This window comes from Thioalkalivibrio sulfidiphilus HL-EbGr7, assembly GCF_000021985.1.
In the GTDB taxonomy this organism is placed as follows: domain Bacteria; phylum Pseudomonadota; class Gammaproteobacteria; order Ectothiorhodospirales; family Ectothiorhodospiraceae; genus Thioalkalivibrio_A; species Thioalkalivibrio_A sulfidiphilus.
Genome location: NC_011901.1, coordinates 2,061,169 through 2,086,602, shown reverse-complemented (window position 1 = coordinate 2,086,602; position 25,434 = coordinate 2,061,169). Strand labels below are relative to the sequence as shown.

At 64.7% G+C, this 25,434-nt stretch carries 26 protein-coding genes; 18 read left to right on the top strand and 8 right to left on the bottom strand.

Annotation, left to right across the window (positions count from 1 at the left end):
* Positions 1-50 precede the first annotated feature (50 nt).
* The 3 genes from fliJ (at position 51) to TGR7_RS09845 (ending at position 3,731) form a co-directional block, all read left to right on the top strand.
* Complete coding sequence (fliJ, locus tag TGR7_RS09855) at positions 51-491, top strand: flagellar export protein FliJ (RefSeq protein ID WP_012638525.1); 441 nt, start codon at positions 51-53, stop codon at positions 489-491.
* A 54-nt stretch (positions 492-545) separates the two neighbouring features.
* On the top strand, positions 546-1,520 hold the full coding sequence (locus tag TGR7_RS09850; RefSeq protein ID WP_012638524.1) for a flagellar hook-length control protein FliK: 975 nt from the start codon (positions 546-548) through the stop codon (positions 1,518-1,520).
* A 297-nt stretch (positions 1,521-1,817) separates the two neighbouring features.
* Positions 1,818-3,731 carry a methyl-accepting chemotaxis protein gene (locus TGR7_RS09845; RefSeq protein ID WP_012638523.1) on the top strand — a complete coding sequence of 638 codons (1,914 nt, stop codon included), beginning with the start codon at positions 1,818-1,820 and terminating at the stop codon, positions 3,729-3,731.
* Between the two features lie 85 nt (positions 3,732-3,816).
* On the opposite strand, the gene TGR7_RS09840 is transcribed toward TGR7_RS09845, so the two are convergent.
* On the bottom strand, positions 3,817-5,241 hold the full coding sequence (locus TGR7_RS09840) for a phospholipase D-like domain-containing protein (RefSeq protein WP_012638522.1): 1,425 nt from the start codon (positions 5,239-5,241) through the stop codon (positions 3,817-3,819).
* 191 nt (positions 5,242-5,432) lie between these two features.
* The gene (locus tag TGR7_RS09835; RefSeq protein ID WP_012638521.1) at positions 5,433-6,101 is read right to left on the bottom strand and encodes an ArsR/SmtB family transcription factor; all 669 of its coding nucleotides are present in this window, start codon (positions 6,099-6,101) and stop codon (positions 5,433-5,435) included.
* Between the two features lie 158 nt (positions 6,102-6,259).
* On the opposite strand from TGR7_RS09835, the gene TGR7_RS09830 reads away from it, so the two are divergent.
* The 5 genes from TGR7_RS09830 to TGR7_RS09810 are packed head-to-tail and all read left to right on the top strand — an operon-like array spanning position 6,260 to position 9,699.
* Positions 6,260-7,111 carry a sterol desaturase family protein gene (locus TGR7_RS09830; protein ID WP_012638520.1) on the top strand — a complete coding sequence of 284 codons (852 nt, stop codon included), beginning with the start codon at positions 6,260-6,262 and terminating at the stop codon, positions 7,109-7,111.
* Positions 7,108-8,070 (top strand): VTT domain-containing protein, encoded by a 963-nt coding sequence (locus TGR7_RS09825; RefSeq protein WP_012638519.1) that lies wholly within the window; start codon positions 7,108-7,110, stop codon positions 8,068-8,070. Before TGR7_RS09830 ends, TGR7_RS09825 begins: the two co-directional genes overlap by 4 nt.
* A gap of 9 nt (positions 8,071-8,079) precedes the next feature.
* Positions 8,080-8,769 carry a TIGR04283 family arsenosugar biosynthesis glycosyltransferase gene (locus TGR7_RS09820; RefSeq protein ID WP_012638518.1) on the top strand — a complete coding sequence of 230 codons (690 nt, stop codon included), beginning with the start codon at positions 8,080-8,082 and terminating at the stop codon, positions 8,767-8,769.
* The gene (locus TGR7_RS09815; RefSeq protein WP_012638517.1) at positions 8,766-9,377 is read left to right on the top strand and encodes a TIGR04282 family arsenosugar biosynthesis glycosyltransferase; all 612 of its coding nucleotides are present in this window, start codon (positions 8,766-8,768) and stop codon (positions 9,375-9,377) included. Before TGR7_RS09820 ends, TGR7_RS09815 begins: the two co-directional genes overlap by 4 nt.
* Positions 9,378-9,429: 52 nt before the next feature.
* Positions 9,430-9,699, top strand: a complete 270-nt coding sequence (locus TGR7_RS09810; RefSeq protein ID WP_012638516.1) for a hypothetical protein — start codon at positions 9,430-9,432, stop codon at positions 9,697-9,699.
* Positions 9,700-10,182: 483 nt separating this feature from the next.
* Here TGR7_RS09810 and TGR7_RS09805 read toward each other — a convergent pair whose 3' ends face one another.
* Positions 10,183-11,010 carry an N-acetylmuramoyl-L-alanine amidase gene (locus TGR7_RS09805; RefSeq protein WP_012638515.1) on the bottom strand — a complete coding sequence of 276 codons (828 nt, stop codon included), beginning with the start codon at positions 11,008-11,010 and terminating at the stop codon, positions 10,183-10,185.
* Between the two features lie 106 nt (positions 11,011-11,116).
* Between TGR7_RS09805 and TGR7_RS09800 the strand changes: the two genes are divergently transcribed.
* From TGR7_RS09800 to TGR7_RS09790, 3 genes are all read left to right on the top strand, one after another.
* Positions 11,117-11,869: an SDR family NAD(P)-dependent oxidoreductase gene (locus TGR7_RS09800; protein ID WP_012638514.1), complete on the top strand. Its 753-nt coding sequence runs from the start codon at positions 11,117-11,119 to the stop codon at positions 11,867-11,869.
* Positions 11,870-11,924: 55 nt separating this feature from the next.
* Positions 11,925-12,359: a DUF2946 domain-containing protein gene (locus TGR7_RS09795; protein ID WP_012638513.1), complete on the top strand. Its 435-nt coding sequence runs from the start codon at positions 11,925-11,927 to the stop codon at positions 12,357-12,359.
* A 70-nt stretch (positions 12,360-12,429) separates the two neighbouring features.
* On the top strand, positions 12,430-12,921 hold the full coding sequence (locus TGR7_RS09790; protein ID WP_012638512.1) for a copper chaperone PCu(A)C: 492 nt from the start codon (positions 12,430-12,432) through the stop codon (positions 12,919-12,921).
* 465 nt (positions 12,922-13,386) lie between these two features.
* Here TGR7_RS09790 and TGR7_RS09785 read toward each other — a convergent pair whose 3' ends face one another.
* From TGR7_RS09785 to TGR7_RS09775, 3 genes are all read right to left on the bottom strand, one after another.
* Entirely contained in the window at positions 13,387-13,701 is a 315-nt protein-coding gene (locus tag TGR7_RS09785; RefSeq protein ID WP_012638511.1) for a high-potential iron-sulfur protein, read from the bottom strand.
* A gap of 403 nt (positions 13,702-14,104) precedes the next feature.
* Positions 14,105-15,535, bottom strand: a complete 1,431-nt coding sequence (locus tag TGR7_RS09780; protein ID WP_012638510.1) for an RtcB family protein — start codon at positions 15,533-15,535, stop codon at positions 14,105-14,107.
* 222 nt (positions 15,536-15,757) lie between these two features.
* Complete coding sequence (locus TGR7_RS09775; RefSeq protein WP_012638509.1) at positions 15,758-16,183, bottom strand: archease; 426 nt, start codon at positions 16,181-16,183, stop codon at positions 15,758-15,760.
* Between the two features lie 527 nt (positions 16,184-16,710).
* Here TGR7_RS09775 and TGR7_RS09770 point away from each other — a divergent pair.
* Together TGR7_RS09770 and TGR7_RS17475 are read left to right on the top strand one after the other, a co-directional pair.
* Complete coding sequence (locus TGR7_RS09770) at positions 16,711-17,310, top strand: NYN domain-containing protein (protein ID WP_012638508.1); 600 nt, start codon at positions 16,711-16,713, stop codon at positions 17,308-17,310.
* Positions 17,311-17,569: 259 nt separating this feature from the next.
* Entirely contained in the window at positions 17,570-18,031 is a 462-nt protein-coding gene (locus TGR7_RS17475) for a hypothetical protein (RefSeq protein ID WP_148211488.1), read from the top strand.
* 116 nt (positions 18,032-18,147) lie between these two features.
* Here TGR7_RS17475 and TGR7_RS09765 read toward each other — a convergent pair whose 3' ends face one another.
* Complete coding sequence (locus TGR7_RS09765) at positions 18,148-18,615, bottom strand: pyridoxamine 5'-phosphate oxidase family protein (RefSeq protein WP_012638507.1); 468 nt, start codon at positions 18,613-18,615, stop codon at positions 18,148-18,150.
* A gap of 232 nt (positions 18,616-18,847) precedes the next feature.
* On the opposite strand from TGR7_RS09765, the gene TGR7_RS09760 reads away from it, so the two are divergent.
* From TGR7_RS09760 to TGR7_RS09740, 5 genes are all read left to right on the top strand, one after another.
* A complete protein-coding gene (locus TGR7_RS09760) occupies positions 18,848-19,522 on the top strand; it encodes a cupin domain-containing protein (protein WP_012638506.1) in 675 nt (224 codons plus the stop codon).
* Between the two features lie 327 nt (positions 19,523-19,849).
* The gene (locus TGR7_RS09755) at positions 19,850-21,085 is read left to right on the top strand and encodes a serine hydrolase domain-containing protein (RefSeq protein WP_222702425.1); all 1,236 of its coding nucleotides are present in this window, start codon (positions 19,850-19,852) and stop codon (positions 21,083-21,085) included.
* A 279-nt stretch (positions 21,086-21,364) separates the two neighbouring features.
* Entirely contained in the window at positions 21,365-21,907 is a 543-nt protein-coding gene (locus TGR7_RS09750) for a flavin reductase family protein (RefSeq protein WP_012638504.1), read from the top strand.
* 324 nt (positions 21,908-22,231) lie between these two features.
* Entirely contained in the window at positions 22,232-23,191 is a 960-nt protein-coding gene (locus TGR7_RS09745) for a homocysteine S-methyltransferase family protein (RefSeq protein ID WP_012638503.1), read from the top strand.
* A 155-nt stretch (positions 23,192-23,346) separates the two neighbouring features.
* Positions 23,347-23,757 carry a nuclear transport factor 2 family protein gene (locus TGR7_RS09740; RefSeq protein WP_012638502.1) on the top strand — a complete coding sequence of 137 codons (411 nt, stop codon included), beginning with the start codon at positions 23,347-23,349 and terminating at the stop codon, positions 23,755-23,757.
* A 152-nt stretch (positions 23,758-23,909) separates the two neighbouring features.
* Here the strand turns inward: TGR7_RS09740 and TGR7_RS09735 are convergent, their stop codons facing one another.
* The gene (locus TGR7_RS09735) at positions 23,910-25,250 is read right to left on the bottom strand and encodes a saccharopine dehydrogenase family protein (RefSeq protein WP_012638501.1); all 1,341 of its coding nucleotides are present in this window, start codon (positions 25,248-25,250) and stop codon (positions 23,910-23,912) included.
* Positions 25,251-25,434 lie beyond the last annotated feature (184 nt).

Sequence of the window (25,434 nt, the reverse complement as noted above, 5' to 3'; positions counted from 1 at the left end):
CGTACTTGTATCTTGTCACTAGCAACTTGTCTCTGCCCCGGAGGGGCCATATGACCCGTTCCAAACGCATGCAACCCGTGGCCAACGTGGTCCACAACCGTCAGCAGAACGCCGCGCGCGTGATGGGCGAGCGGCAGCGGGCCCTGGATGATCAGCAGAACCGCCTGCAGGAACTCAACAACTACCGCGACGAATACGCCAGGCGCTTCGAGGACGGCGGCGAGTCCATGGCGGGCATCAACATGCGCGACTACCGGCTGTTCCTCTCGCGGCTCAACGAGGCCATCGAGGAACAGGCCCGTCGGGTGGAACTGGCGCGGGCCGCCCTGGAACAGAGCCGTGGCCAGTGGACCGCCACCCGGGTGCACAGCGACGCGGTGAACAAGGTGGTGGAACGCATGCAGGCCGACGAGCGCCGCGACGAGGACCGGCGCGAGCAGAAGGAAAACGACGAGTTCGGGCAGCGCCCGCGTCGACCCCACGACAAGTAACTGGCACGCATCTTGTTAACCAAAGCGCAGAGCACCTGACACAGGACGACACACATGCAGCTTGCCGCCTTCCCTATGAATCTGCCGGGCCCCCTGATGCAGGCCCTGGGCGACCTGGATGCCATGCCGGACGGAGCCCGCGCCCTGGGCGAGCAGGGCGATTTCTGGATGCGTCTGGCCATCCATCTCCAGGGCCTGGAGCAGGTGGCCGAGGCCCTGCCCGAGGAACTGGACGCCGAGGGTCTGGCCGCCTGGCTGGCCGCCAGCCTGGGCAATGACGAGGCCCTGCCGGTGGGTAGGCCCTTGCCGCAGGACGGCAAGAACTTGCCGCCCCAGGCCGCCTTGATGCAGGTTGCGGCAGGGAGCGTGGGTGCCGATACGGCTGACACGGAGCACTTCTCCGGTTCGGTCCGTATGCGCGAACACCTCATGGCGGCCGCTGTGCAGACGGCGGCGGCCATGTCCGCCGACGATGAAGTGTCTGGCAAGCGCGCCCTGAGCGAGCTCGCCTCCCAGGGCAAGGTCGGTGACATTCAGGCCGTCATGGCCAATGCGGTCAGTGCGGATCCCAACCAGGCCGCCACGCGCGCAGCGCCCCGTGCCCTGAGCCTGGACATTCCCATGGGGCAGCCGGGCTGGGACCGCTCCCTGGGCGACCGGGTGCAGTGGATGGTCAGCCAGAAGGTGCAGGTGGCCGAGCTTCGTTTGAACCCCCCCAACCTGGGCCCCATCGAGATCCGCGTGCACGTGGATGGGGATCGCACCCAGGTGAACTTCGTCGCGCCCCAGGCGGCGGTGCGGGAGGCCATCGATGCGGCCCTGCCGCGACTGCGGGAGATGTTCGCCGAGGGCGGCATGACCCTGGATGTGTCGGTGTCCCACCAGGACGCCCGCCAGGCCCGGGGCGAGTCCGACGGCCAGGGGACCGGTGGCGGTGCCCAGGCGGGTGAGGGCGCGGAGCAGTCCGGGCTGCCCGGCGAGGCCCAGGCCGTGCGCCAGGGCCTCGGGCTGGTGGACTACTATGCCTGAGCGGGGTTTGTGTTTGCCGCGGATGCGAGGCGCCCGGGATGTTCCCAGGCGCCTTTTTTATTGTGAGGTGCACTGAGTGTCATGAGCGGGCCCATCCGCAGGATGAGTGGAGCCATCCAGGTCGGGGCGATCCGTATAATGCCGCCCCTAAAGTGACTAAGTCACTCAAGTTTGCGTGATGGGTGTCGCTACAGAACTCACAAGAAGCAAAACAACAAAACCATAAAAAGAAGACTCGGGCCGCCCACAATCCAGGGCGCGCAAACGGTCGCACCGTATTCTCAGAGGCCTTGCTCCATGTTCAACAACCTGAAGATCAGTGTCCGCCTGCTGGGCGGCATCGCCATCCTCCTGCTGCTCACCGTCGGCCTGATCCTGCCGGTGGTGCTCAACAACCTGGGCGGTATGAGCCAGCGGGCCGAGGAGCGTCAGCTACAGGACCTGTTCCTGTCCCTGCGCACCGCCATCGACGCCCAATCCCAGCAGGCCGAGGCCATGGCCGCCTCGGTGAGCAACATCCCCGAGATCCAGGCCGCCTTCGCCGCCCGGGACCGGGACCGCCTGGCCGAACTCACCGTGCCCATCTTTCAGAACATGGGTCAGAGCCACGGCATTGACCAGTTCCAGTTCCACCTGGCCCCGGCCACCTCCTACCTGCGGGTGCACCGCCCTGACCGACACGGCGATGACCTGTCGGCGTTCCGCAACACGGTGGTGGAGACCAACCGCACCCGGCGCGCCGTGCAGGGCCTGGAGCGCGGCGTCGCGGGCCTGGGCGTGCGCGGCGTGGTGCCCATGTTCTACCAGGGCCAGCACACCGGCTCCGTGGAGTTCGGCCTGACCTTCGGCCAGTCCTTCTTCGATGATTTCACCCGTCAGTACGGGGCCGGCGCCGCGCTGCACATTCCCGGCGATGCCGGTGCCTTCAACCGCTTCGCCAGCTCCATCGGCGAAGAGGCGCTGCTCAGCCGCGAGGAACTGGCCCGTGCCCTGCGCGGCGAGACCGTGCTGCGCCAGACGGAGCACCGGGGTACCCCCGTGGCCGTGTACGGCCGGGTGATCAACGACTTCGCCGGCCAGCCGGTGGGTGTGCTGGAACTGATGGTGGATCGCAGCGAGTACGTGGCAGGTTACCGGGAGGCCCTGTTCTCCGTGCTCGGCGTGGGTCTGCTGGTGTTGGTGCTGGGCATGGGGCTTGCTTGGGTGATTGCCCGAGGAATCGTCAAGCCCCTGTGCGAGACCGTGGCGCGCCTGGACGACATCGCCCAGGGCGAGGGCGACCTGACTCAGCGCCTGCCGGTGGAGGGCAAGAACGAACTCACCCAGCTGGCGGTGGCCTTCAATGCCTTCGTGACCAAGATCCAGGACGTGGTGCGCCAGGTGGCGGGTGCCACTTCCCAGCTGGCTGCAGCCTCTGAGGAACTGTCCGCCACCGCGGAACAGACCACCAACCAGGTGCGCCGCCAGCAGAACGAGACCGACCAGGTGGCCACGGCCATGAACGAGATGACCGCCACGGTGCAGGAAGTGGCGCGCAACGCCACCGACGCGGCTGCTGCCGCCCGGGAGACGGACCAGGAGGCCAGCGCCGGTCGCGACGTGGTGGGTGCCACCATCCGCTCCATCGAGTCCCTGGCCTCCGAGGTGGAGAACGCCGCCGGCGTGATCCAGCGCCTGTCCGCGGACAGCGAGGAGATCGGCAAGGTGCTGGACGTGATCCGCGGCATCGCTGAACAGACCAACCTGCTGGCGCTCAATGCCGCCATCGAGGCGGCGCGCGCCGGCGAACAGGGCCGGGGCTTCGCGGTGGTGGCCGACGAGGTGCGCACGCTCGCCTCCCGCACCCAGGAATCCACCCACACCATCCAGGAGATGATCGAGCGTCTGCAGGGCAATGCCAGCAGTGCGGTGACCGTGATGGAGAAGGGCCGTGTCCAGGCCACTGGTAGCGTCGAACAGGCCGCCAAGGCGGGTCAGTCCCTGAAGAGCATCACCGGCGCCGTGGCGCGCATCACCGACATGAACACCCAGATCGCCAGCGCCGCCGAGGAGCAGTCCGCCGTGGCCGAGGAGATCAACCGTAACGTGGTGAACATCAGCCAGGCCGTGGACGAAACCGCCTCCGGCTCCCAGCAGATCAGCACCGCCAGCGATGAACTGGCGCGCCTGGCCGCGGAGCTTCAGGGGATGGTGGGGCAGTTTAAGGTGTAAGAAAGCGTCAGAGACAAGTGGCTAGAGGCAAGAGGCAAGTAATCATTTCTTGTCTCTTGCATCTTGCATCTTGTCTCTAGCGCCTTCATAGATAAGGCGTCAGCAACCTTGCGGCGCCGTTCCTCAGCCGCACGGGCAGGGATCGCCTCTGGCTTTCCTCGAGTGTCAGCGCACGCGCCTCGCGTTTGCGTGCTTCCACCCAGTCCTGCATCTGCCGGCCCAGTGCCGGGTCCAGGCATTCCAGGTTGAACTCGAAATTGAGCCGCAGGCTGCGCGGGTCCCAGTTGGCGGAACCCAGCAGCACCCACTCGCCGTCCACCAGCAGCAGCTTGGAGTGATCGAAGGGCGGCGGCGTGAGCCAGATGCGGCAGCCCCGTTCCAGCACCATCCAGTGCATGGCCTCTGAGGCCCATTGCACCAGGGGCAGGTTGCCCCGTGCCGGCAGCAGGATGTCCACCTTGAGCCCGCGCAGCGCGGCGCTGTTGAGCGCCGAGATCAGCGAGCCGTCGGGCAGGAAGTAGGGGGTCATCACCGTGATGCTCTCCCGGGCCTCGGCGAGCGCGGCGAGCATCAGCTGGCGCAGGGTCTCGAAGTGCTCGTCGGGGCCGTCGGGGACGCCGCGCGCGGGCACATCGCCCGCGGACGGGAGCGGCGGGAACCAGTCGTCACCCTGCAGTGTTTCGCCGGTGGCGAAGCGCCAGTCATCGGTGAATACCCGCTGCATCTGCGCCACCACCGGTCCCCGCACCTGGAAGTGCAGGTCCTGCACTGGGTGGCGTACGTCCAGGTCGATCCGATGTCCGGCGCGCAGGTTCATGCCGCCGGTGAAGCCGGTGTGTCCGTCCACCACCAGCAGCTTGCGGTGATTGCGCAGGTTGAAGGCCGCGAGCGTGCGTGGCAGGTGCATGGGCAGGAACAGTCGCGCCGGCACGCCAGCACGGCGCAGGGCCCGCTGCATGCTGCGCCGGCTGTAGCGCACACCCACCCCGTCGATGAGCACGCGCACCGCCACGCCCCGTTCGTGGGCGCGGATCAGCGCGTCGCGGAATTCCTTACCCGTGGGGTCGTGGTCGAAGATGTAGGTGGCCAGCGCCACGCTGTGCTTCGCGCCGTTGATGGCCTCGAGCATGGCCGGGTAGGCGGTCTCGCCGTTGACCAGGGGTTCCAGCCTGTTGCCGCCGGTGTAGGGGAAAGGGCTCAGGGCGTCGCCTGCGCGTACCAGGGGTTGCCAGCGCTCGTCGATGGGTGCCGGCACCACGGTTCGTGGGAGCGGTGCCTGCGGGTGCCCCGCCGCCTCGCGCAGGGCGCGGGCCCGGCTCTTGATGCGGTTGACCCCCAGCAGCCAGTACAGGATCGAACCGCCCAGGGGCAGGAGCATGATCAGTCCCACCCAGGCGATCACCGCCCGGGTGTCGCGTTTGTTGAGCAGGGCATGTGCCGCGCTGTAGAGGGCGATGCCCAGCACCAGCAGAGCGGAGAGGCTGGCGATGAGGGCCTGAAGGGTGTCCATGGCTGCAAGGATGAAGGATGAAGGCGGAAGGATGAAAGGGGTGAGGGCTTGGGCGCGAGTACCGTAGGTCGGCCTTCAGGACGACAGCGCAGGCTTCGATGGCCACCGGCGTCGGCCTGAAGGCCGACCTACGTCGTGATGCCACGCCCCCTGAAGTGTCGTAGGTTAGGGTTCGCTGCGCGCACCCCGACCTACGATGCCGCCTTCTCCACCGGCAGACCCGCGTTCTTCCATTCCGGGTAGCCGTCTTCCATGCGCCGGGCGCGGAAGCCCTTTTCGCGCAGGTTGTGGACCGCGTCGTAGGCGAGCACGCAGTAGGGTCCCCGGCAATAGGCGATCACCTCGCGCCCGGGGTCCAGCTGGCCGAGGCGGGCCTCCAGTTCATCGAGGGGGATGTTGATGGCGCCGGGCACGTGACCGGCCTGGAACTCCGCTTCGGGGCGCACGTCCACCACGGTCACTTCGCCCCGGCGAATGCGTTCCAGCAGCTGATCCACGGGCACCGGTTCCATGGCGTCCCGGGGATCCAGGTGCCGGTGCACCAGGTGATCCACGTCGGGGATGTGCTGCCGGGCCACCCGGCGCAGGGCATCCATGAGGGCGATCACGTCGTCGCCCGCCAGGCTGTAGAGCACCCGCTGGCCCTGGCGCCGGGATTCCACCAGGCCCGCCTGGCGCAGCTGCTGAAGATGCTGGGAGGTGTTGGCCACGCTCTGGCCGCTGAGGCCCGCCAGCTCATCCACCCCCCGGGATCCCTGGGCCAGGAACTCCAGCAGCTCCAGGCGGTTCGGATGGCTCAGGGCCTTGCCCAGGCGGGCGAACTGGGCCAGCAGCAGGTGCTTGATGTTCGTGCTTGACATGGGGGCATTAGAGCGCGAAACTGCGCCGTAATCAATATTCAATTGATTTATTGAATATTGCTCGGGGTGAGGTGACAGGCGAAATCGAGAGACGTACGGTTCGTATCGCCAAGCTTGAACCATGTCGCCTCACCCCTCACGCACTCAGAGAGTCCGCCATGACCGAATGGATCACCGCCAACGAGGCCGCCCTGCGGCTCGGTTTCTTCCTGGGCATCCTGCTGCTGCTGGGCATCGCCGAGGCCCTGCTGCCCCGGCGTCAGCGCCTGCTCACCCGCCTGCAGCGCTGGACCAGCAACCTAGGCATCGTGGTGATCAACACCGTGCTCCTGCGCCTGCTGTTTCCCGCTGCGGCGGTGGGGATGGCGGTGTTCGCCCAGTCGACGGGCTGGGGGGTGTTCAATACCTTCGAGCTGCCTTTCTGGATCGCGGTGCTGGTGTCGGTGCTGGTGCTGGATTTCATGATCTGGCTGCAGCACGTGATGGTCCACGCGGTGCCTGCCCTGTGGCGCCTGCACCGGGTGCACCACGCGGACCTGGACTTCGATGTCACCACCGGCCTGCGCTTCCACCCCCTGGAGATCATCCTGTCCATGGGGATCAAGTTCGCCGTGATCACGGTGCTGGGCCCGCCGGTGCTGGCGGTGATCCTGTTCGAGATCCTGTTGAACGCCACCTCCATGTTCAACCACAGCAACCTGCGTCTGCCCCTGGGCCTGGACCGGGTGCTGCGCCTGTTCGTGGTCACCCCGGACATGCACCGGGTGCACCATTCCGTGGCCGATGACGAGACCAACTCCAACTTCGGCTTCAACCTGCCCTGGTGGGATCGCCTGTTCGGCACCTACAAGGCCCAGCCCCGGGAAGGCCACGAGGGCATGACCATCGGCATCGACACCTTCCGCGACCCGCGCCAGTGCGACGGCCTCAAGGGCATGTTGCTGATGCCCTTCGTGGGCAAGGTCACCGACTACGCCATCAACCGTCGCCAGTGGGAGAAAAAGCCATGAAGTCCGCCAGGGTCTGGCTGCGCATCGGCCTGGGCCTGCTGGTGCTGGCGGGCATCGTGCTCGCGGTGATGTACCGGGATGCCTTCACCGTAGAGGCCCTGGAGACCCGGATGGCTGAACTGGGCTTCACCGCGCCGCTGATCTTCATGGGTCTCTACGCCCTGGCGGCGGTGTTCTTCCTGCCCGGCTCGGTGCTGACCCTGGCCGGCGGTGCCCTGTTCGGTCCCGTCTGGGGCACTGTTTACAGCCTGGTGGGTGCCACCGTGGGCGCGACCCTGGCCTTCCTGGTGTCCCGCTACCTGGCCGCCGACTGGACCCAGCGCCGGGCCGGTGGCCGGCTGTCGATGCTGGTGCGCGGCGTGGAGCAGGAAGGCTGGCGTTTCGTGGCCTTCACGCGGCTGGTGCCCCTGTTCCCCTACAACCTGCTCAACTACGCCCTGGGCCTGACCCGCATCCCGTTCTGGCACTACGTCCTGGCCACCTTCGTGTGCATGGCCCCGGGGGCCTTTGCCTACACCTGGCTGGGCTACGCCGGCCGGGAGGCAATGGCCGGCGGCGAGGGGGTGATCCAGACCGTGCTCATCGCCCTGGCGATCCTGGCCGCAGTGATGTTCCTGCCGCGCCTTGTTACCCGCATGCGCCGGGGCCGGGACCTGTCGGTGCAGGAACTCCACGAGCGCCTGGATGCGGGACGGGTCACCCTGCTCGACGTGCGCGGCGCGGATGAGTTTGCCGAGGGACATGTCCAGGGCGCGGTGCACATCCCCGTGGACCAGTTGCTCGCCGATCCCCAGCGGGTGGCCGAGTCCCATGGCGGTCCGCTGGCCATCATCTGCCGCACCGACCGGCGCTCCGCCAGGGCCTGGCAGGCCCTGGCCAGGGCCGGGGTGGTGGATGCCCGGGTGGTGGCCGGCGGCATGGAGGCCTGGATCCGGGCCGGCCTGCCGGTCAGCCGCTGAACCCTGAGCATGGATCACCGCGAGACACCCTGGCTGTCGGTGGTGATCCCCGTGCTCAACGAGGCCGAGGGCATCGGCGCATTGCTGGAACAACTGGCGCCCCTGCGCGAACGGGGCGCCGAACTGATCCTGGTGGACGGCGGCAGCAGCGACGGCACCCGTGAAATAGCCGCCGGCTGGGTGGACCGTCTGCTGCAACGGGGGCGGGGCCGGGCGCGGCAGATGAACGCCGGGGCCGCAGTGGCCCGGGGCGAGGTGCTGTGGTTCCTGCACGGCGACAGCCGCATCCCGGAGGAGGCCGATGAACACATCCGCGAGGCCCTGTCCCGGCGGGCGTGGGGTCGCTTCGACGTGCGTCTCTCCGGTGAGCAGCCGATGCTGAGGGTGGTGGAGCGGGCCATGAACCTGCGCTCCTGCCTGACCGGCATCGCCACCGGCGACCAGGGGATGTTCCTGGGGCGCGAGGACTTCCAGTCCCTGGGCGGCTTCCCCGCCATCGAACTCATGGAGGACATCGCGCTGAGCAAGCGCCTGAAGCGCGCCCTGGGCCGCCCCGCCTGTGTGCGCACGCCGCTCATCACCTCCAGCCGCCGCTGGGAGACCCGCGGCATCCTGCGCACCGTTCTGCTCATGTGGTGGCTGCGCCTGGCCTATGCCCTGGGCGTGAAGCCGGCGCGCCTGGCGAGGTGGTACCGGTGACCCGCATCCAGGTCTTCGCCCGCGCGCCCATCCCTGGCCAGACCAAGACCCGGCTGATCCTGGCCCTGGGCGCCGAGGGGGCCGCCGCGCTGCATGCCCGGCTCATCCATCGCACCCTGAGGGTGGCCCGGGAGGCCGCGCCGGGGCGGCTGGAACTCTGGTGCAGCCCCGATGCCGGGGATGATTTTTTCTCGGCCTGCGAGGATCGTTACGGCGTGGTGCTACGGGAACAGCCCGAGGGTGATCTGGGGGCGCGCATGCACACGGCGCTTGCCGATGCCCGGGCGGCGGGCGAGCATGCGGTGCTGGTGGGCACCGACTGTCCGGTACTCTCGGCGGACCACCTGCGCCGTGCCATGGACTGGCTCGAGTCGGGCGTGGACCTGGTGCTGGGACCCGCCGAGGACGGCGGTTACGTGCTCATCGGCGCGGGGCGGGCGGAGCCTGACCTGTTCACCCACATGCCCTGGGGCACGGAGCGGGTGTTTGCAGAGACGCTCGCACGGGCCCGGGACGCAGGGCTTGCCGTGCAGTGCCTGGAGCCGCTGCCCGACCTGGACCGGCCCGAGGACCTGCTGCGGGTCAATCTCGACACTCTGGGAGACTGACGGGCCAGGCATCACGGGCATCCTGGGGCCCGCTTGTGTACAATCGCGCCCCATGAAAAATCGTGCCCTCAGATTCATCGACAGCGTCCCGCTGATGTTCGCCCTGTTCTTCGGTATCGGCCTGGGTCTTGCGCCCTTCGTGCCGGAGCCCCACCTGGTCGAGAAGACCCGCATGCTGTTCGAGGGCACGCTCACCCGGCCCCTGGACATCTTCGACCTGTTCATGCACCTGGCCCCCCGTGGTGCTGCTCGCCCTCAAGCTCTGGCGCCTGGCCTGGCTCAAGCAGCACGGCGCCCAGGGCTGATTCCCGGCGCCCCGTAGGTCGGGCTTCAGCCCGACGCCGGCGCCCACCGAAGCCTCCGCTGTCGGCCTGAAGGCCGACCTACGACGGTCCAACGCGCGGCCCAGCCATTCCCCCGTAGGTCGGGCTTCAGCCCGACGCCGGTGCCCATCGAAGCCTCCGCAGTCGGCCTGAAGGCCGACCCACGACGGTCCAACGTGCGGCCCAGCCATTCCCCCGTAGGTCGGGCTTCAGCCCGACGCCGGCGCCCATCGAAGCCTCCGCTGTCGGCCTGAAGGCCGACCTACGACGGTCCAACGTGCGGCCCAGCCATTCCCCCGTAGGTCGGGCTTCAGCCCGACGCCGGCGCCCATCGAAGCCTCCGCTGTCGGCCTGAAGGCCGACCTACGAAGGTCCAACGTGCGGCCCAGCCATTCCCCCGTAGGTCGGGCTTCAGCCCGACAGCCGGTGTCCATCGAAGCCTCCGCTATCGGCCTGAAGGCCGAACTACGGGAACCCTGCCGTCACGCCTCCACGGGCTCCAGATACCGCCCGTGCACCCACCCCTCCAGGTCCGACAGCCCGTTGACCGCCTCCAGCACGCTGACCCGGCGCCAGTCCCCGTCCTGGTCTATCACTTCCAGCTTCACCCCCTGGGGTAGCGGGCCGCTGGGCAGCAGCGGGTGCCTCACGCCCGGGCCGCTGCGGATGTTGAGTCCCGTGGTGGTGCGCATCACCGGCAGGCTGTCCTCCTGTCGGCCCAGCAGGCGGGCGCGCAGCGCGCCCATGGGAAAGGCGGGGCCCGGGTCGGACTTGCGTCCGGGGGCGATGTCCTCGTGACCGACGATGTCCTCCAGACCGTAGCGGGCGAACAGGCACTGGGCCACTTCCAGGGTCGTCTCGATCTGCTCCCGGGTGTAGAGCTGCCAGCCGCTGGGCTCCGTCTCGTGCTTGTGGCGGGCCACCAGCACCTCGTCATCGTGGTAATCCCGTCCGAACCAGGATCGCCATTGGTCCCCGTGGGGCTGCAGGCGCCCGGCGTTGTCCAGTTCGATGCCGATGCTGTGGTGGTTGAGGCCGCTGAGATCGTTCCAGCGGCTCGCCCCCGCGTGCCAGGCCACGGTGTCGAAGGGCACCATCTGGGTGATGTGGCCGTTACGGTCGATCACCAGGTGCGCGGAGGCCTTGGCCTGGGGGTTGAGGAACCAGTTGATGGAGGATTCCGCGCTGGCCCCGGCGGTGAAGTGGATCACCAGCAGGCGCGGCGTCATCTTGCCACCGTGGCAGGGGCTCTTGCGGTATTCGCAGGGGTCGTTGTCGTGCAGATGCAAACGGTGTCTGACGATTTTCATCGTTGAACCACTCCTTGTGGAATCTCGCGGCCAAATGGTCCAAGGTGGAATAACGCATTCTGCGTTGAGATAAGCCTAGACGCATTTTTAGAGCGAGGAGGCCAACATGCGACTCAGAAACAAGATCGCGGTGGTCACGGGCGGTGCCAGCGGCATCGGCGAGGCCACGGTGGTGGACATGATCAACGAAGGCGCCCGGGTGGTGATCGCCGACATGGACGAGCAGCTGGGCGAGGCCCTGGCGCTGAAACTCAACGAGCGTCAGGAAGGCTGCGCCATCTTCCAGCCCGTGGACGTGAGCGACGAGACCCAGGTGGAGACCCTGTTCGAGACCACCGTCTCGCGCCTGGGCACCGTGGACGCGGTGTTCAACAACGCCGGCATCGGCGGCATGGCCGCGGCGGAGAGCTATCCGCTCGAGGACTGGCAGCGCATCATCGACATCAACCTGACCGGCGTGTTCCTGGTGGCCAAGCACGCCCTCGGCCACATGAAGCGCCAGGGCTCAGGCAGCCTGATCAACTGCGCCTCCATCCTCGGCAACGTGGGCCAGTCCATGACCGCCGCCTATTCCGCCGCCAAGGGCGGGGTGGTCAACCTCACCCGCACCCTGGCCCTGGAGATGGCGCCCCACGGCGTGCGGGTCAACACCGTCTCGCCCGCCTACATCGACACGCCCCTGCTGCGGGACCTGGACGAGGCCACCCTCAAGGCGCTGATCGCCCTGCATCCCATCGGCCGCCTGGGCCGTTCGGAGGAGGTGGCCAAGGCGGTGAGCTTCCTCGCCTCTGATGATGCCAGCTTCATCACCGGCGCCAACCTGCTGGTGGACGGCGGTTTCACGGCGGGCAAGTCCTGAGCGGCCTGTTCCCCGCGCCGGGCGGTGCTGTTCAAGGCCGTCCGCGTGGGGTTTAATGGCAGTCATTGATTCCCCTGCCTTCGAGGTGCAGGTGCGCGCACGCTCCCGGACATCACGACTGACCCACCGCGCAGGCCGCTGGCTCGGCCTGCTGGCGGTGTGCCTGCAGTTGCTGATGCCGGTGGTGCACGCCATGCCGGCGGGTCAGGACGATGCCCTCTGGCTCGCCGGCCTGCACGGCGAGTTCTGCGGCCAGCCGGTGTCCCTGGAGGCGGCCGATCCGGATCACGCGAATCAGCAGGCGGGCCACGAGATGCCTGTGTGCGACTGCCTCACCTGCAAGCTGTTGCAGGCGGTGGTGCTGCCGCCCGGTGTGCCGCCCGCCGCGCATGCCGGGGCCGTTGAGTCACCGACTTCAGGCAACATCGCGCTGCCAGCGCTCGCGCCGGTCCACGAACGACCGCCTGTGCGCGCGCCGCCCGCTGTATGAGTGCCGGTCCCGGTGACCGGTATCAGGATTGCACGACATTCCGCTCAATACAGCACAAGGTACGACCGACATGAAAAACCTCTTCATCAGCCTGCTGCTCGCCAGCCTCGCCTTCGCCAGCCCCGTGTTCGCCCAGGATGCCGCCTCCCGGATGGAAGTGGTGGAGGGCGCCTGGGTGCGTTCCACGCCCCCCAACATGAAGATCACCGCCGGCTATCTCAGCCTGCGCAACAACGCCAGCACCGACCACCGGCTGGTGGCGGCCCGTTCCACGGTCTCCGACCGGGTCGAGCTGCACACCCACGTGCACGACATGCAGACCGGCATGATGCAGATGCGTCACGTGGACCACATCGACCTGCCCGCCGGCCAGACCGTGGCGCTGGAGCCCGGCGGCCTGCACATCATGCTCATGGACCTGAACACCGACCTGCAGCCCGGCATCGACGTGCCCCTGACCCTGGAGTTCGACGACGGCAGCACCCTGGAGATCATGGCCCCCGTGCGCCGCATGACCATGGGTGGGCACCACCAGGGTCACGGTCAGCATCGCAATCACTGAATCTGACACGCTCATGAAAAAAGGCCGGTGTGATCCGCGATCACACCGGCCTTTTTTGTCCTGTCACTACGTAGGAGCCCCGACCCCGGGGCGAATGATGCTTGGCTTGTCAGCGGTAGCCTGGGCTGAGCGCCGCGAAGCCCAGCGGGGCGGTGTGACCGGTATTGCCCCTGCTGGGGTTCACGCTGTTCACCCCAAGCTACGCACTTAACCCGCATATCTCACCGGTCGGACACCGGCGGACGCGTAACAGGCTGAAATGCAAGTGGAATACACTGAAATGGTCGGCAACCTCAGCATCACAGTCTGTTCCCGCCGGTGTACTATCGCAGTTCAGGCTCGTCTTCGCGTTCGTAGGCTTGCTCTTCACTCAACCCATAGCAACGGCTATGGGTTTCGCTCCAGAGCGGCGCCTACAAACGCGAATCCTTCGCCTGCTCCCGCGATCCCGGTGAGATATGCGGGTTAAGCCCTCGGTACCCAGGCGCTGCACCAGCCGCCGGCGGCCACCAGCCTGCCGGGGAAGGCGGCGCAGGGCCCCCATTCGGCGGCATCGGCATCGGTGTACAGCTGGCAGTTGGCGCAGGTCTGGCCCTCGCGGTAATCCGGGTGCTCTACGGCGCTGGCATCGTGCCGGTAGTTCAGGGCCCGGGCCTGGGGGTCATCCTCGCTCAGCCGTTCGCTGGCCATGGCGGGCATGAACACCAGGGGCGCGGCCGGTACGGCCACGAGGCCTGCAAGCAGACGGCGGCGGGTGAGGTTCGTGTCGCGATCACGCATGGCGATCCTCCTTTCGGGTCTGATGAGTACCTCACCACCCTAACAAGCATTCAAGTGCAAGTTCAAAGCCGATACGTCAAAACGCGATCTATGCCCAGGTGTTCATGGTGGCTGGGGTGAGCAACGCGAACCCTACAAACCAAACGGCGACTCGCCACAGAGGGCACAGAGGTCACAGAGAACAGTCTCTTACACCGTAGGCCGGATAAGCGCAGCGCATCCGGCGAGCCACGTTGGCAGATCTGGCGGCGCAGAGATCGCCAAGGCGCAAAGGCCGCAAGGATTTTTCATCACGGAAGAAAGCTTTGCGTCCTCTGCGTCTCTGCGCCCTTTGCGTTATCGAGGGCGCATACAAGGACTACCGGCTACCCAATGTAGGAGGCCCGACCCCGGGCCGAACCGTCTACCCCTTGATGCACACCAACGGCTCCACCCGCGCCACCATCCTCGCCAGGCCCGCCTGGTGGGTCGCCTTCACCACCTCGCTCACGTCCTTGTACGCCCCGGGCGCCTCCTCGGCCACGCCGCGCAGGCTGGGGCTGCGGATCAGGATGCCGCGCCCGGCCAGCTCATCCACCAGCGCGCGGCCGCGCCACTGGCGGGTCGCGGCATGCCGGCTCATGGCCCGGCCCGCGCCGTGGCAGGCGGAGTTGAAGGACAGCCGTTCGCCCTCGTTGGTGCCCACCAGGATGTAGGAGGCCGTGCCCATGGAGCCGCCGATCAGCACCGGCTGGCCCACCGGGCGCAGGGCGTCGGGCAGGTCCGGGTGGCCGGGGCCGAAGGCGCGGGTGGCGCCCTTGCGGTGCACGTAGAGCTGGCGAGGGCTGCCGTCGATGCTGTGGGTCTCCACCTTGCAGGTGTTGTGGGAGACGTCGTAGAGCAGGTCCAGGCGCGCCTCGGGCAGGACCTTCGCGAACACGCGCCGGGTCAGGTGGGTGAGGATCTGGCGGTTGGCCAGCGCGCAGTTGATGGCCGAGCGCATGGCGCCCAGGTAGCGCTCGCCCAGTTCCGAGCGGATGGGCGCGCAGGCCAGTTCCCGGTCCGGCAGCTCGATGCCGTGGCGGTTCGCCGCCACCGCCATCTCGCGCAGGAACTCGGTGCCGATCTGGTGGCCCAGGCCCCGGGAGCCGCAATGGATGCTCACCACCACCTGGCCCACGGCCAGGCCGAACACCTTGGCCACGGCGGGATCGTAGATCTCGGTGACGTGCTGCACCTCGAGATAGTGATTGCCTGAACCCAGGGTGCCCATCTCGTTGCGCTGGCGCTTGCGCGCCTGCTCCGAGACCGCGTGGGGATCGGCACCGGCCATGCGGCCGTGTTCCTCGATGCGTTCCAGGTCCGCCGCCTCGCCGTAGCCCTGTTGCACCGCCCAGACCGCGCCGCCGGCCAGCATCTCCGTCATCTGATGGTCCCGCAGGTGGATGTAGCCTGTGCTGCCCAGTCCTGCCGGGATGGACTCGAACAGGGCATCGGCCAGGGCCGGTTTGATCTTCTCGATCGCCTCCCGGGTCAGCCCCGTGTGCAGGGTGCGCACGCCGCAGGAGACGTCGAAGCCTACGCCGCCAGCCGAAACCACGCCGCCCGCGTCTGCGTCGAAGGCGGCCACGCCGCCGATGGGAAAGCCGTAGCCCCAGTGGGCGTCGGGCATGGCGTAGCTGGCCTGCACGATGCCGGGCAGGGTGGCGACGTTGGTCGCCTGCTCGGCCACCTTGTCGTCCATCTCCCGCAGCAACGCCTCGCTGGCGTACAGGATCGCCGGCACGCGCATCTTGCCCGTGGGCTCAAGCTGCCAGGCGGTGTCGGAGAGTTTCGTGAAGCGATTCGGGTCCATGGGGGTCTCCGAAATCAGGAAAGGCGGTTCTCTCGCGGAGGCGCGGAGACGCGGGGGAAAGTCAAAGGCATGATCTCTCGCGAAGACGCAAAGACGCCAAGAAAGGCATTGAATAGGTTAAAACTCAAAAAAGCTTTTCCTTCGCGTCTTCGCGTCTTTGCGAGAAATATTTCCTTTTGGTTTTCCCAGCGCCTCCGCGCCTCCGCGAGAGAACAAGGTTTTTCAGATATCCAGCACACACTGCGCCATCCACTGCCCATCCGGCTGCCGGGCCACCTGGAGCTGGGTGAAGGTGGCGCCCTTGACCTCCACCGCCGGCTGGTGGCGGGCCACGTCCACCGGTTCGCCCCAGGCCGTGGCGCTGAGCTTCTCGCCCTCGATGCGCACCTCGAAGCGGGAGAACAGGCGCTTGCCCACCGCCATTTCATAGACCAGGGCATTGAGAAAATCATAGAGCAGGATCTCGGTCTCCGGTGCCTCGCAGTGGATCTCGATGACCTCCCGGGGCTCGATGCCGGCGGGATCGGTGACCACGGCGGTCATCGCCAGCGCTGCCTGCTCGAAGGCCTGGGCCTGGGTCTCCCCATGGCCGCGCACGCCCATGTCGGCCTGGTGGGGGAAGTGCTGCCAGTGGGGGAGGGTGGGCATGGGGGTGTGGATTGGCAACGGGTGATGGGATAACGATAGATCCGATGTGCGGGCGTGTCACTGGCCTGTTGAGTATCGCTTCAAATGTGTTTCCTCCGTGGCTCCGTGCCTCCGTGAGAGAAAAAGCTTGTTGTCCTCTCACGGAGGCACAGAGCCACGGGGAATGCCAGTGATTGGTGGCTTTGAGGAGCGGCAGGCTTATGGTTGATCCGACGCCTTTTTTGGGCCTTAATAAACGCTTCGATGTGCCTGACATACCAGCGCCGCTGGCGTTCAGGAATGCCATTCTTTTCCAATAGCCTCAGATAGTTAGCATAAAACCGCGAGGCCGCATGGGAATAAGGAGGGGAGGGATCCGACATATGACTGCTCCTTGTCGCAAAGCTGGGCATCCTGCCCGTGGATTCACTGGCTCCACTCTGATACCAGGCAGAACCGCGCGTTCGTGCAATAGGCAGATGCAGCCTATCACCCAATACTCCTGCGTCAGCCTAATGCACTGTTAGATTTCATCACTGGAGGTCATCGTGTCATCAAAGAAGAAGACGAAGAAAGAGCCTGCCGCTTACATCAGGCCAGGATCAGCAAAGGCCCATGGCGAGTTGGCGAACGATTCTGTTCATGTGTTTGTGGACGACCAGAATCTGTTTTGGGGCGTCCTAAACTCTGGGCAAAGCCGTGGGTACAGGGTTGACTTTGGTCGCTTGCTTACGGCGGCCTCAAGGGACGCTAGCGGGAAAACACGTTTCGTAAAAAGCGCCTACATTGCCGGCGTCATCCCCGATGACGACTCGTTCTGGAAGATCGCTGAGAACCAAGGGTTCACGGTCCGGCGGGGTTACCTCAGTGGGGCAGGAGGGGGGCAGCGTTCAAAGCAGGACGACGCTTATCTCATCACCGAGATCACATCAACGCTCTACGAGCACCAAGGTCCATCCACGATTGTATTGGTTGCCGGCGATGCTGACTACGTGCCGCCACTCATTAGAGCAAATGAAAAGGGATGGCGCGTTGAGGTTGCCTTCATTGACCGTGGCCTGTCATCCGCGCTTGACGCGGTTTCCCACCTGTTCCGCACAATCAACATTTCGTCTGTTCAGTATTTGCCCCCTGGCTGCGGCGGGTAATGAAATCTAACTATGTGCTCAACCGGGCCTGCGGGGAAATGTTACGTTCAAACCAACCACTATCGGCCCGCGGCCGGTTAGCACGGCGTTATGCGTCACTATTCGTTCGGCTCCACTAAGCATAAACCGGGTCAGAGAGGCATTTTCTCTAATATTAGGCAACTGGCATAAACCGGGTTAGAGAGGAATTTTCTCTAATATTAGCGATATTTGTTCTCTGCTCCTGTTTCTTATATGAGCTTAGAGAAGGTGATCCTCGATGAGCGAGAGTACAGAAAAAAAGAAATCATCTAGCTTCCTGTCAAAGTTAAATTTCTTCCTGATTGTAGTTCTTGGAATATTGTTATTGGTTATTAATGATGAGCAGTCCAGAAGAGCGGACATTCTGTACCAAGCGATAACCTCAAAGTACGAGGTTGATTTCACCGTTCAAGAAGTGCAGCCTATAGATAGTTCTTTCTTTTTGTCAGGTGCATCACAAGAGGTGCACCAGACCGGAGTCAGGTTTTCTGGTCGTGTTATTAACTCTCGATCGGTAGATCATACTAATGTTGTTTTCGAGCTCTCTGTGAATGGGAAGAGTAGAGAGTTCACAATAAATAGAATATCTTCTGGAAATAGCACAGGCTTTAATGTGTACATCCCAGAGCTAAATATTAAGGATGCTAGATATGCAACTCTTCAACATGTACGCTCTCAGGTTCATTTCTATACCCAGTAGCGCTATAAAAATGATGGAGCGGATTGGGATATCCACAATCCGAATTATGGATGATCCAATCCGTACAATCCGTTACTTCACAGCGAGATGATGTGTCTAAGCAACCACGGCACGCCTCATCCATCCCCCATCTCCACCAGATCCGTGTGCCCGAACCCCTTCGAGTAATCCAGCACCGAGATCACCGTCGGTGTGACACGGAATATCCGGACGTCATCCGGGGTGGGCATTTCAATCTCCAGCTTTGACGTGTCCTGCTCGGGATACGCCTGGGCGAGCAGGCCCAGGACCTTCTGGGCTTCGTCCCGATCAATCACAGGTTCCGCATGGGCCGCCATGGAAAGACCACTGATCGCCATGAGGTCGGCGGTGTCGTGGTCGATGGTCAGGGACACCCGGTTGTCATGGGCCAGGTTCCGGGCCTTCTGGCTGTCCAGGCCGCAGAGGAAGTACAGCGTCAGGCCATCGTGCACGTAGCCGACGGTGGTCACCTGGGGCCAGCCATCCGGGCGCAGGGTGGCGACGCTCATGATCCGGTGTTCGTCCAGCAGGTTCAGGATCTTGTTTCTGAGTGCTTCGTCCATCGCGCACCTCCCGGGATGCGAGGATTTCAAAGCGGAGGGCTTGTTCAGTGGCCACATCACGAATTGGGGGGAGCGGGGACGAGGCCGAGGCCCGAGTAATAAATATAGACCTTCTTTCCATGGACGGGAGTTGAGATCAGGGTTGTCAGTGTGGCCACTCGCGCTTGTCTCCGGGATGTGGTTTGATCATGGCCAATCATCTTTCTCCCTGAAACATCAGAGTTTTGCGCATATGCAGAAGACTATTGATGACCTGGCGGACGTGAACGCCGATCCGCACGAGGCCGCACGGGTCGACACCGGGGTGATGGCCTGGGAGCCGAGCCCCAGCGGCACGGTATGGCGCAAGCCGCTGTACCGCAGTGGCGGCGAGTTTGGACCGGTGACCAGCCTGGTGCGTTACGCTCCTGGCGGGGCATTCCGTCCCCACAGTCATCCCGAGGGCGAGGAGATCCTGGTGCTGGACGGGGTGTTCGCCGACGAGCACGGTGAGTACCGGGCCGGCACCTGGTTCCTGAATCCGGACGGCAGTAGCCATGCACCGCGCTCGGAGCCTGGCTGCGACCTGTTCGTGCGGCTTCGTCAGTACCCCGGCCGCGATCGGGCCGCGCGCTGTCTCGACACGGACCGGATGGACTGGGTGGAGACCGGTGTGCCGGGGGTCCAGGAGAAGGTGCTCTACCGGGAGTCGGGCTATCCTGAAGATGTGTGTTTGATGCAGCTGGCCAACGGTGCCTCGCTGCCGGTGCCGGGCGACGGCATCATCGAAATCCTGGTGCTTGAGGGTGAGTTGCGCGGTCCCGATGGCGTTGTCGCCACAGGTACCTGGATGCGAGCACCAGCCGCAGGTGCAGGTTCCTGGCTGGCGGCGGGAGACTGCCGGCTGTACCGGCGTATCGTCACCTAGCAGGCTGTTGAAACTGTCACGGGCGGCGCCGATGATGAGCACCTCGGTCAGCGCTATGCTCAGTACTTAATCGTGCCTGCCGACTTAGCGCTACACTGTTGGGCGGGCGATTCCTGGGCACTGTATCTTTTTTGGCTTAAACGAAGTAGAAATTGGATGCGTACCTGAATACATATAATTTCCGGTACAACCGGACAACAGGGGTGCTCATTGTCGTCATCTGCAGTCAAAGCCGCTCGCATAGTTGCTTTTCTCGCCGTCGCAAGCACGATGTCGGTGCACGCGCAGGAGGCGTCACTTACGGCACGTGAGTCCGACCCCCGCGTGATGGGCTGGATGCAAGGCGTGCCGCCGGCGCCGGACAAGCGGATCAGCGTCGCCGCCGGCGACTTCTTCGCGTTCCCCAAGTCCCGCTGGTCCGTCTGTCACATGCGCGAGCTGTTTCCGACTATTGAAGTCAGCCGCGGCATTGGTGCGCCGGTACCGCTGGACTACGTGCCGCATCACGAGTTCGCCGACATCCGTGCCGAGATCGACGCGCTGACCTTTACGCCGATGGATGGCGATGAAGAGATGACCTGGGCTGAGTCGCTTGCTGCGAACTATACCGACGGCATACTGATCCTGCACAAGGGGCAGGTCGTCTACGAATGGTATTCGGGTTGCCTGAGCGAGACGGGCCAGCATGCCATGATGTCGATGACCAAGTCGCTGGTCGGCCTGCTGGCAGAGATCCTGGTCGCCGAGGGCCGGTTGGATGACGACGCACCGGTGACAGATTATGTGCCCGAACTGGCCGACACGGCCTTTGGTTCCGCCAGTGTTCGGCAGGTCATGGACATGACCACGGCGCTGGCCTTCGATGAGAACTACGACGACCCCAATGCCGATATCTGGGCCTATTCCGCCGCCGGGAACCCGCTACCCAAGCCACCGGGTTACGACGGCCCGATCGGCTACATCGAGTATCTGCAAACCGTCGAGCGGGATGGCAGACACGGCGTGGCCTTCGGCTACAAGACCATCAATACCGACGTGCTGGCCTGGATCGTCGCGCGCGTGACCGGGATGACCTATACGCAGGCGTTATCCGACATGCTCTGGAGTCGCATGGGTGCCGAGCAGAGTGCCTATATTACTGGCGACGCCGTCGGCACGCCGTTCGCAGGGGGCGGTATGTCGGCAGGGCTGCGCGACCTGGGCCGATTGGGTCTGCTGTTGCTCAATGAGGGTGTGATCAATGGCGAGCGATTGTTCCCGGCCGATGTGGTGGAGAGCATTCGTGCGGGGGGCAGCCGCAGGGCCTTTGCCAGGGCCGGCTTCGATACGCTGGCCGGTGGCAGCTACCGTTCTATGTTCTGGGTGTTCCACAACGACAACGGCGCCTTTGCCGCACGCGGCGTTTACGGTCAGACGATCTACGTCGATCCGGCCGCCGAGATGGTGTTGGTGCGCCTTGCTTCCTACCCCAAGCCGAAGAACGCGCTTATCGATCCAACATCGCTGCCAGCCTACCAGGCGGTAGCAGACTATCTCATGTCAAGTCGCTCCAAGTACCCGTGAAATGGGACAGATCCGTTTTTATCACGCCCCTTCGCGGGCGTGAGCTACTTTGCCAGACGATTCAGGTGCCATCGGCGCTGTAGCTGCCAAAGCACCTCCCACGGAAACACCCAGCGTGTATAGCGTCTGATTCCGCTCCACGGCGGTATTGCCTCCTCCATTGTCACGAGTCGAATTCCCTTCACGGCCGGGCGTTCGAGATCCGTTATCTTTTCATAGGATTCTCTTTTGTCACCGACCCCATTTTCAGAAGGCTATCTGACCCAGGCAGGGGCCCCCATGCGATCGTTGAAACTGAGCAAGGCCTTCACCCTCATCGAACCCGGCCCCGTTGTCCTGGTCACCACCCATGACGGGAAGCAGAACAACATCATGACCCTCTCCTGGACCATGGTGATGGACTTCACGCCCAGATTCGCCATCACCACGGGGCCCTGGAACTATTCCTTCCGGGCGCTCAAAAAGACCCGGGAGTGCGTGATCGCGATCCCCACCGTGGACATGCTGGACAAGGTGATCGGCATCGGCACCTGCTCCGGCGCGGATACGGACAAGTTCACCCGGTTCGGGTTAACGCCGGTGCCGGGGAGGGCGGTCAAGGCCCCCTTGATCAAGGAATGCCTGGCCAACATCGAGTGCAGGGTGATCGACATCGTCAAAAAGCACGACATCGTGGTGCTGGAGGCCGTGGCGGCATACGTGGACACGTCTCGCAAGGAAAAGCGCACCGTGCACGCCGTGGGTGATGGGACCTTCATCGTGGACGGCAGGACGCTGGACCGCAGAAAGCTGATGTCATCCAAGCTGCCTGCCGGTGTTTAGCGGCAAATCAAAGGCATGGTCTCTCGCGGAGGCGCTGAGGCGCGGAGAAGATCAAAGGCACTTTCTCTTGCAAAGGCGCGAAGACGCAAAGAAAGGCATTGAAGGGGTAAAAACTCATAAAGCTTTTCCTTCGCGGCTTTGCGCCTTTGCGAGAGACCCTGTTTTTGACTTCCCCAGCGCCTCCGCCAAAGTTCATGAATGGGGTTGGTGATATGCGAGCATTGTTTTTCCCCGGCCCCTTGGGTTTTTGACGGTTTCGGGATCGGCTGCTAGGAAAAGGGGTGACCAACGACGCTTCGGTCTTATGCCGGAAGGAGGTGGCCCATGAACACCGATACGGGGTTTCCCAGTGAACCCGGTTCAGAGACTTTCCTGACCGAAGGCGGGATCGAGACCGAACTCATGTACAAGTGGGGCTTCGAGTTGCCCCATTTCGCGGCCTTTCCCTTGCTTGAAGTTCCCAAGGCTGTGGACGTGATGCGCGACATCTACCGGCGTTGCCTGGACGTTGCGGCGGCACAGGGCCTGTCTGCCATGCTCACGGGTCTGGATTACCGGGCCAGCCCCGATTGGGGGGCGCTGCTCGGGTATTCGCCTCAGGGGTTGGCCGACGCCAATCACCAGGCCATCGAATTCCTGCGCGATGTGGCGGCGGAATATGAGGGGGACATCGAAACCACTCTGGTGGGCGGTATCGTCGGGCCGCGGGGTGACGCCTATCAGCTGAACCGGGATATCACGGCTGCCGAGGCCGAGGATTATCACTCGGTGCAGTTGTCCACTCTGCGCCAGGCCGGTGTGGATTATGCTTGTGCCATGACCTTCAACAACATCGAGGAGGCCGTGGGTGTGGCACGCGCTGCCGCCGGTGCCGGTGTCCCCCTGGTCATGTCCCTGACGGTGGACGGCACGTCACGCCTCAAATCCGGTCCATCGCTGGCGGAGGCCGTGGCGGCCATCGACGAGCAGACCGACGCTGCGCCGGTCTGCTACCTGTTGAACTGCTCCCATCCCGTGGAGTTCGAGCCGGGACTTGAAACGGGTGACTGGATCCGGCGCATGCGGGGGTTCAGGCCCAATGCCTCGAAGATGGAGAAGATCGCCCTGTGTCAGCTTGGCCACCTGGAGGAGGGCGACCCGGAAGAACTCGGCCGCCTCATGGGCGGCTTGGCGCAGCGCTATCCGCACATGGACATCTGGGGCGGCTGCTGTGGCACCGGGCATGTGCACCTGGAGGAGATCGCTCGCAACGTGCGCCAGGCGCGCGAATCGGCCCAGGCTTGAATGCAGGTGAGGCCCATGGCCGGCAGGAATCCGGTTTGTCCGGGAAGGGCGGGTGTTTCATCACTGACGTCGATTCCATCAGCCGGTGACCGGAGCGGCAGGCTGGATGGGGCTGTAATCTTGGCACTAACCCAGGGCCTGACGGAGCCGGAGTGATGATGTCCGATCTGCGCGTTTATGACCTGTCGCCTGAACAGCAGGATCTGTGGAAGCGGGTCAATGATCTGTGGTCCCTGTCCATGGAACGCAACGCCGAGAAGATCCGGAGTACCTTGCATCCCAGGTACATGGGCTGGGATATGAACAGCCCGGTGCCCCACGACAGGGAAACCGCAGTCCAGTCCGTACTGGGTGACTCACCTGTGGTGGTGGACTACCAGCTCAGGCCGCTCAGCATCGAGGTCTACGACCACGTTGCAGGCATCGTTCACTACACCTACTCGGCCACCGTCGCGCCAAAGGGCGCGACGTCCTTTCGTGTCAGCGGGAAGTGGACCGAAATCTATCTCAAGCAAGGGGATCAGTGGGTGATGATCGGGGTCAGCGGCAGACCGGATCATGTATAGGACACTTCAGGTGCCTTGAGATAACGGAGTCTGTCCAATGTTCTGGATGCGTTCCTTGGCGTCTTTGCGCCTTCGCGAGAGCCCCTGTTTTTTGACTTCCCCCCGCGCCCCAGCGCCTCTGCGAGAGAACCCCGTCTCAGGTCTCGGTCGCATCACGCACGCTGTCGAACAGATCGATGTCCCAGGCCACCAGGTCGCGGCGAATGGCGTCGCCCCGGGCACGGGGCAGGATGCGGGCCAGGTCCACGCCGCCCAGCACGCCGGTCAGGGCGTGAACCGCTCCCGGAGCGCGCGTAGTCGAGGGCGTGCCAGGCCAGGATGGCGGCACCCACGGCGGTGGGGAATGAGATGTAGGTGGCGCCCGCGTAGGGCGTGCCGATCAGGCCCGGGTAGCGCAGGTAGCTGAGGCCGACGGTTTCGACCACGGTCTGGCGCTCGTTGCGCACCGTCTCCGAGATGCGGATCTCGGCGGCGGCGGCGAAATGGGCCCGGCGGATCACGCCGTCGCGCAGGTAGGCCTCGATGCGCCGGGGCTTGTTCATGCCGGGCAGGATGGAGCGCACCAGCGCCTCCACGGTGAGATCGGGCCGGTCGGGCAGGGTGCGCTTGGAGAGCAGGTTGAGCTGGAACAGGGCCTTGAGCAGTTCGACCTCGGAGCCGCCGGTGTACACGCCGATGGATTCCACCTCGGGAAAGGCACGGTGCAGTGACAGCAGTTCTTCCTGGTAGAGCGGGTACTGGCGGCTGGGTTCGGCTTCGTGGGGGAAATGGTATTCCCGTGCGCCGGAGAAGGGCTCCAGCACCTGGATCAGGCCGTTGCGGATCATCCGGGGCCGCTGGGCCATTTCCTCCAGGGCCACGATGGGTGACCAGGAGAACACGATGGAATCGGAATCGATGTCCTCCAGCAGGTAGAGATCGATGCTCTCCACCTCCAGGTCCTTGCGATCCGCGGTGAGCAGGTCGTGCATGCGCCGGCCGATGAGAAAGTCAGTGGCGCCGGGGGCGATGCCGAGATTGATCAGGGCGGCGATGCCGCGCTTGCGCAGTTCGGCATCGTAGCGGTACTGGGGGAAGGTCAGGCTGCGCTCGGTCTCGGTGTCGTACATGTCCGAGGCGAGGCTCACGGTGTGGGCACCGATGCGCAGGGCCAGTTCGATCATCGGCAGGTCGAATTCCGGCAGCGCGGCGTTGATCAGCACCGTGGCCCCTTCCAGGGTCTTGACGTGTTCCGGTGCCAGGGCGAACACCGGGGCGAACTCCGGCAGCTCGATGAACTCGATGCGCTCGAACAGGCGCTCGGCGTGGAACAGGGCGTCCCTGGCAGCCTCGGGGTCGCGGGTGTAGACCACGAAGTGGATCGGCACCGCATCCCGTTCCGCCAGTTCACTCAGGCAGATGAGCATGGCGGAGCCGACGGCGCCGAGGCCGAAGAACACGATTTTGAACGAGGTCGGTTGCGGGGTATTGCCGGGGGAGCTTTGCTGGGGCATGGGTGTCTAGCCCGCATATCTCACCGGTCGGACACCGGCGGGCGCGCAACAGGTTGATACATCAGTCAAATACGTCGAAATGGTCGCCGACCTCAGCTGACAGTCTGTTCCCGCCGGAGTCCTATCGCGGTTCAGGCTCGTCTTCGCGTTCGTAGGCTTGCTCTTCACTCAACCCATAGCTACG

What these genes read in the sequence shown, in the direction of transcription:
- fliJ (WP_012638525.1), top strand. Translation starts at nt 51, where the DNA reads ATGACCCGTTCCAAACGCATGCAACCCGTGGCCAACGTGGTCCACAAC.
- TGR7_RS09850 (WP_012638524.1), top strand. Translation starts at nt 546, where the DNA reads ATGCAGCTTGCCGCCTTCCCTATGAATCTGCCGGGCCCCCTGATGCAG.
- TGR7_RS09845 (WP_012638523.1), top strand. Translation starts at nt 1,818, where the DNA reads ATGTTCAACAACCTGAAGATCAGTGTCCGCCTGCTGGGCGGCATCGCC.
- TGR7_RS09840 (WP_012638522.1), bottom strand. Translation starts at nt 5,241, where the DNA reads ATGGACACCCTTCAGGCCCTCATCGCCAGCCTCTCCGCTCTGCTGGTG.
- TGR7_RS09835 (WP_012638521.1), bottom strand. Translation starts at nt 6,101, where the DNA reads ATGTCAAGCACGAACATCAAGCACCTGCTGCTGGCCCAGTTCGCCCGC.
- TGR7_RS09830 (WP_012638520.1), top strand. Translation starts at nt 6,260, where the DNA reads ATGACCGAATGGATCACCGCCAACGAGGCCGCCCTGCGGCTCGGTTTC.
- TGR7_RS09825 (WP_012638519.1), top strand. Translation starts at nt 7,108, where the DNA reads ATGAAGTCCGCCAGGGTCTGGCTGCGCATCGGCCTGGGCCTGCTGGTG.
- TGR7_RS09820 (WP_012638518.1), top strand. Translation starts at nt 8,080, where the DNA reads ATGGATCACCGCGAGACACCCTGGCTGTCGGTGGTGATCCCCGTGCTC.
- TGR7_RS09810 (WP_012638516.1), top strand. Translation starts at nt 9,430, where the DNA reads ATGAAAAATCGTGCCCTCAGATTCATCGACAGCGTCCCGCTGATGTTC.
- TGR7_RS09805 (WP_012638515.1), bottom strand. Translation starts at nt 11,010, where the DNA reads ATGAAAATCGTCAGACACCGTTTGCATCTGCACGACAACGACCCCTGC.
- TGR7_RS09800 (WP_012638514.1), top strand. Translation starts at nt 11,117, where the DNA reads ATGCGACTCAGAAACAAGATCGCGGTGGTCACGGGCGGTGCCAGCGGC.
- TGR7_RS09795 (WP_012638513.1), top strand. Translation starts at nt 11,925, where the DNA reads ATGGCAGTCATTGATTCCCCTGCCTTCGAGGTGCAGGTGCGCGCACGC.
- TGR7_RS09790 (WP_012638512.1), top strand. Translation starts at nt 12,430, where the DNA reads ATGAAAAACCTCTTCATCAGCCTGCTGCTCGCCAGCCTCGCCTTCGCC.
- TGR7_RS09785 (WP_012638511.1), bottom strand. Translation starts at nt 13,701, where the DNA reads ATGCGTGATCGCGACACGAACCTCACCCGCCGCCGTCTGCTTGCAGGC.
- TGR7_RS09780 (WP_012638510.1), bottom strand. Translation starts at nt 15,535, where the DNA reads ATGGACCCGAATCGCTTCACGAAACTCTCCGACACCGCCTGGCAGCTT.
- TGR7_RS09775 (WP_012638509.1), bottom strand. Translation starts at nt 16,183, where the DNA reads ATGCCCACCCTCCCCCACTGGCAGCACTTCCCCCACCAGGCCGACATG.
- TGR7_RS17475 (WP_148211488.1), top strand. Translation starts at nt 17,570, where the DNA reads ATGAGCGAGAGTACAGAAAAAAAGAAATCATCTAGCTTCCTGTCAAAG.
- TGR7_RS09765 (WP_012638507.1), bottom strand. Translation starts at nt 18,615, where the DNA reads ATGGACGAAGCACTCAGAAACAAGATCCTGAACCTGCTGGACGAACAC.
- TGR7_RS09760 (WP_012638506.1), top strand. Translation starts at nt 18,848, where the DNA reads ATGCAGAAGACTATTGATGACCTGGCGGACGTGAACGCCGATCCGCAC.
- TGR7_RS09755 (WP_222702425.1), top strand. Translation starts at nt 19,850, where the DNA reads ATGGGCTGGATGCAAGGCGTGCCGCCGGCGCCGGACAAGCGGATCAGC.
- TGR7_RS09750 (WP_012638504.1), top strand. Translation starts at nt 21,365, where the DNA reads ATGCGATCGTTGAAACTGAGCAAGGCCTTCACCCTCATCGAACCCGGC.
- TGR7_RS09745 (WP_012638503.1), top strand. Translation starts at nt 22,232, where the DNA reads ATGAACACCGATACGGGGTTTCCCAGTGAACCCGGTTCAGAGACTTTC.
- TGR7_RS09740 (WP_012638502.1), top strand. Translation starts at nt 23,347, where the DNA reads ATGATGTCCGATCTGCGCGTTTATGACCTGTCGCCTGAACAGCAGGAT.
- TGR7_RS09735 (WP_012638501.1), bottom strand. Translation starts at nt 25,250, where the DNA reads ATGCCCCAGCAAAGCTCCCCCGGCAATACCCCGCAACCGACCTCGTTC.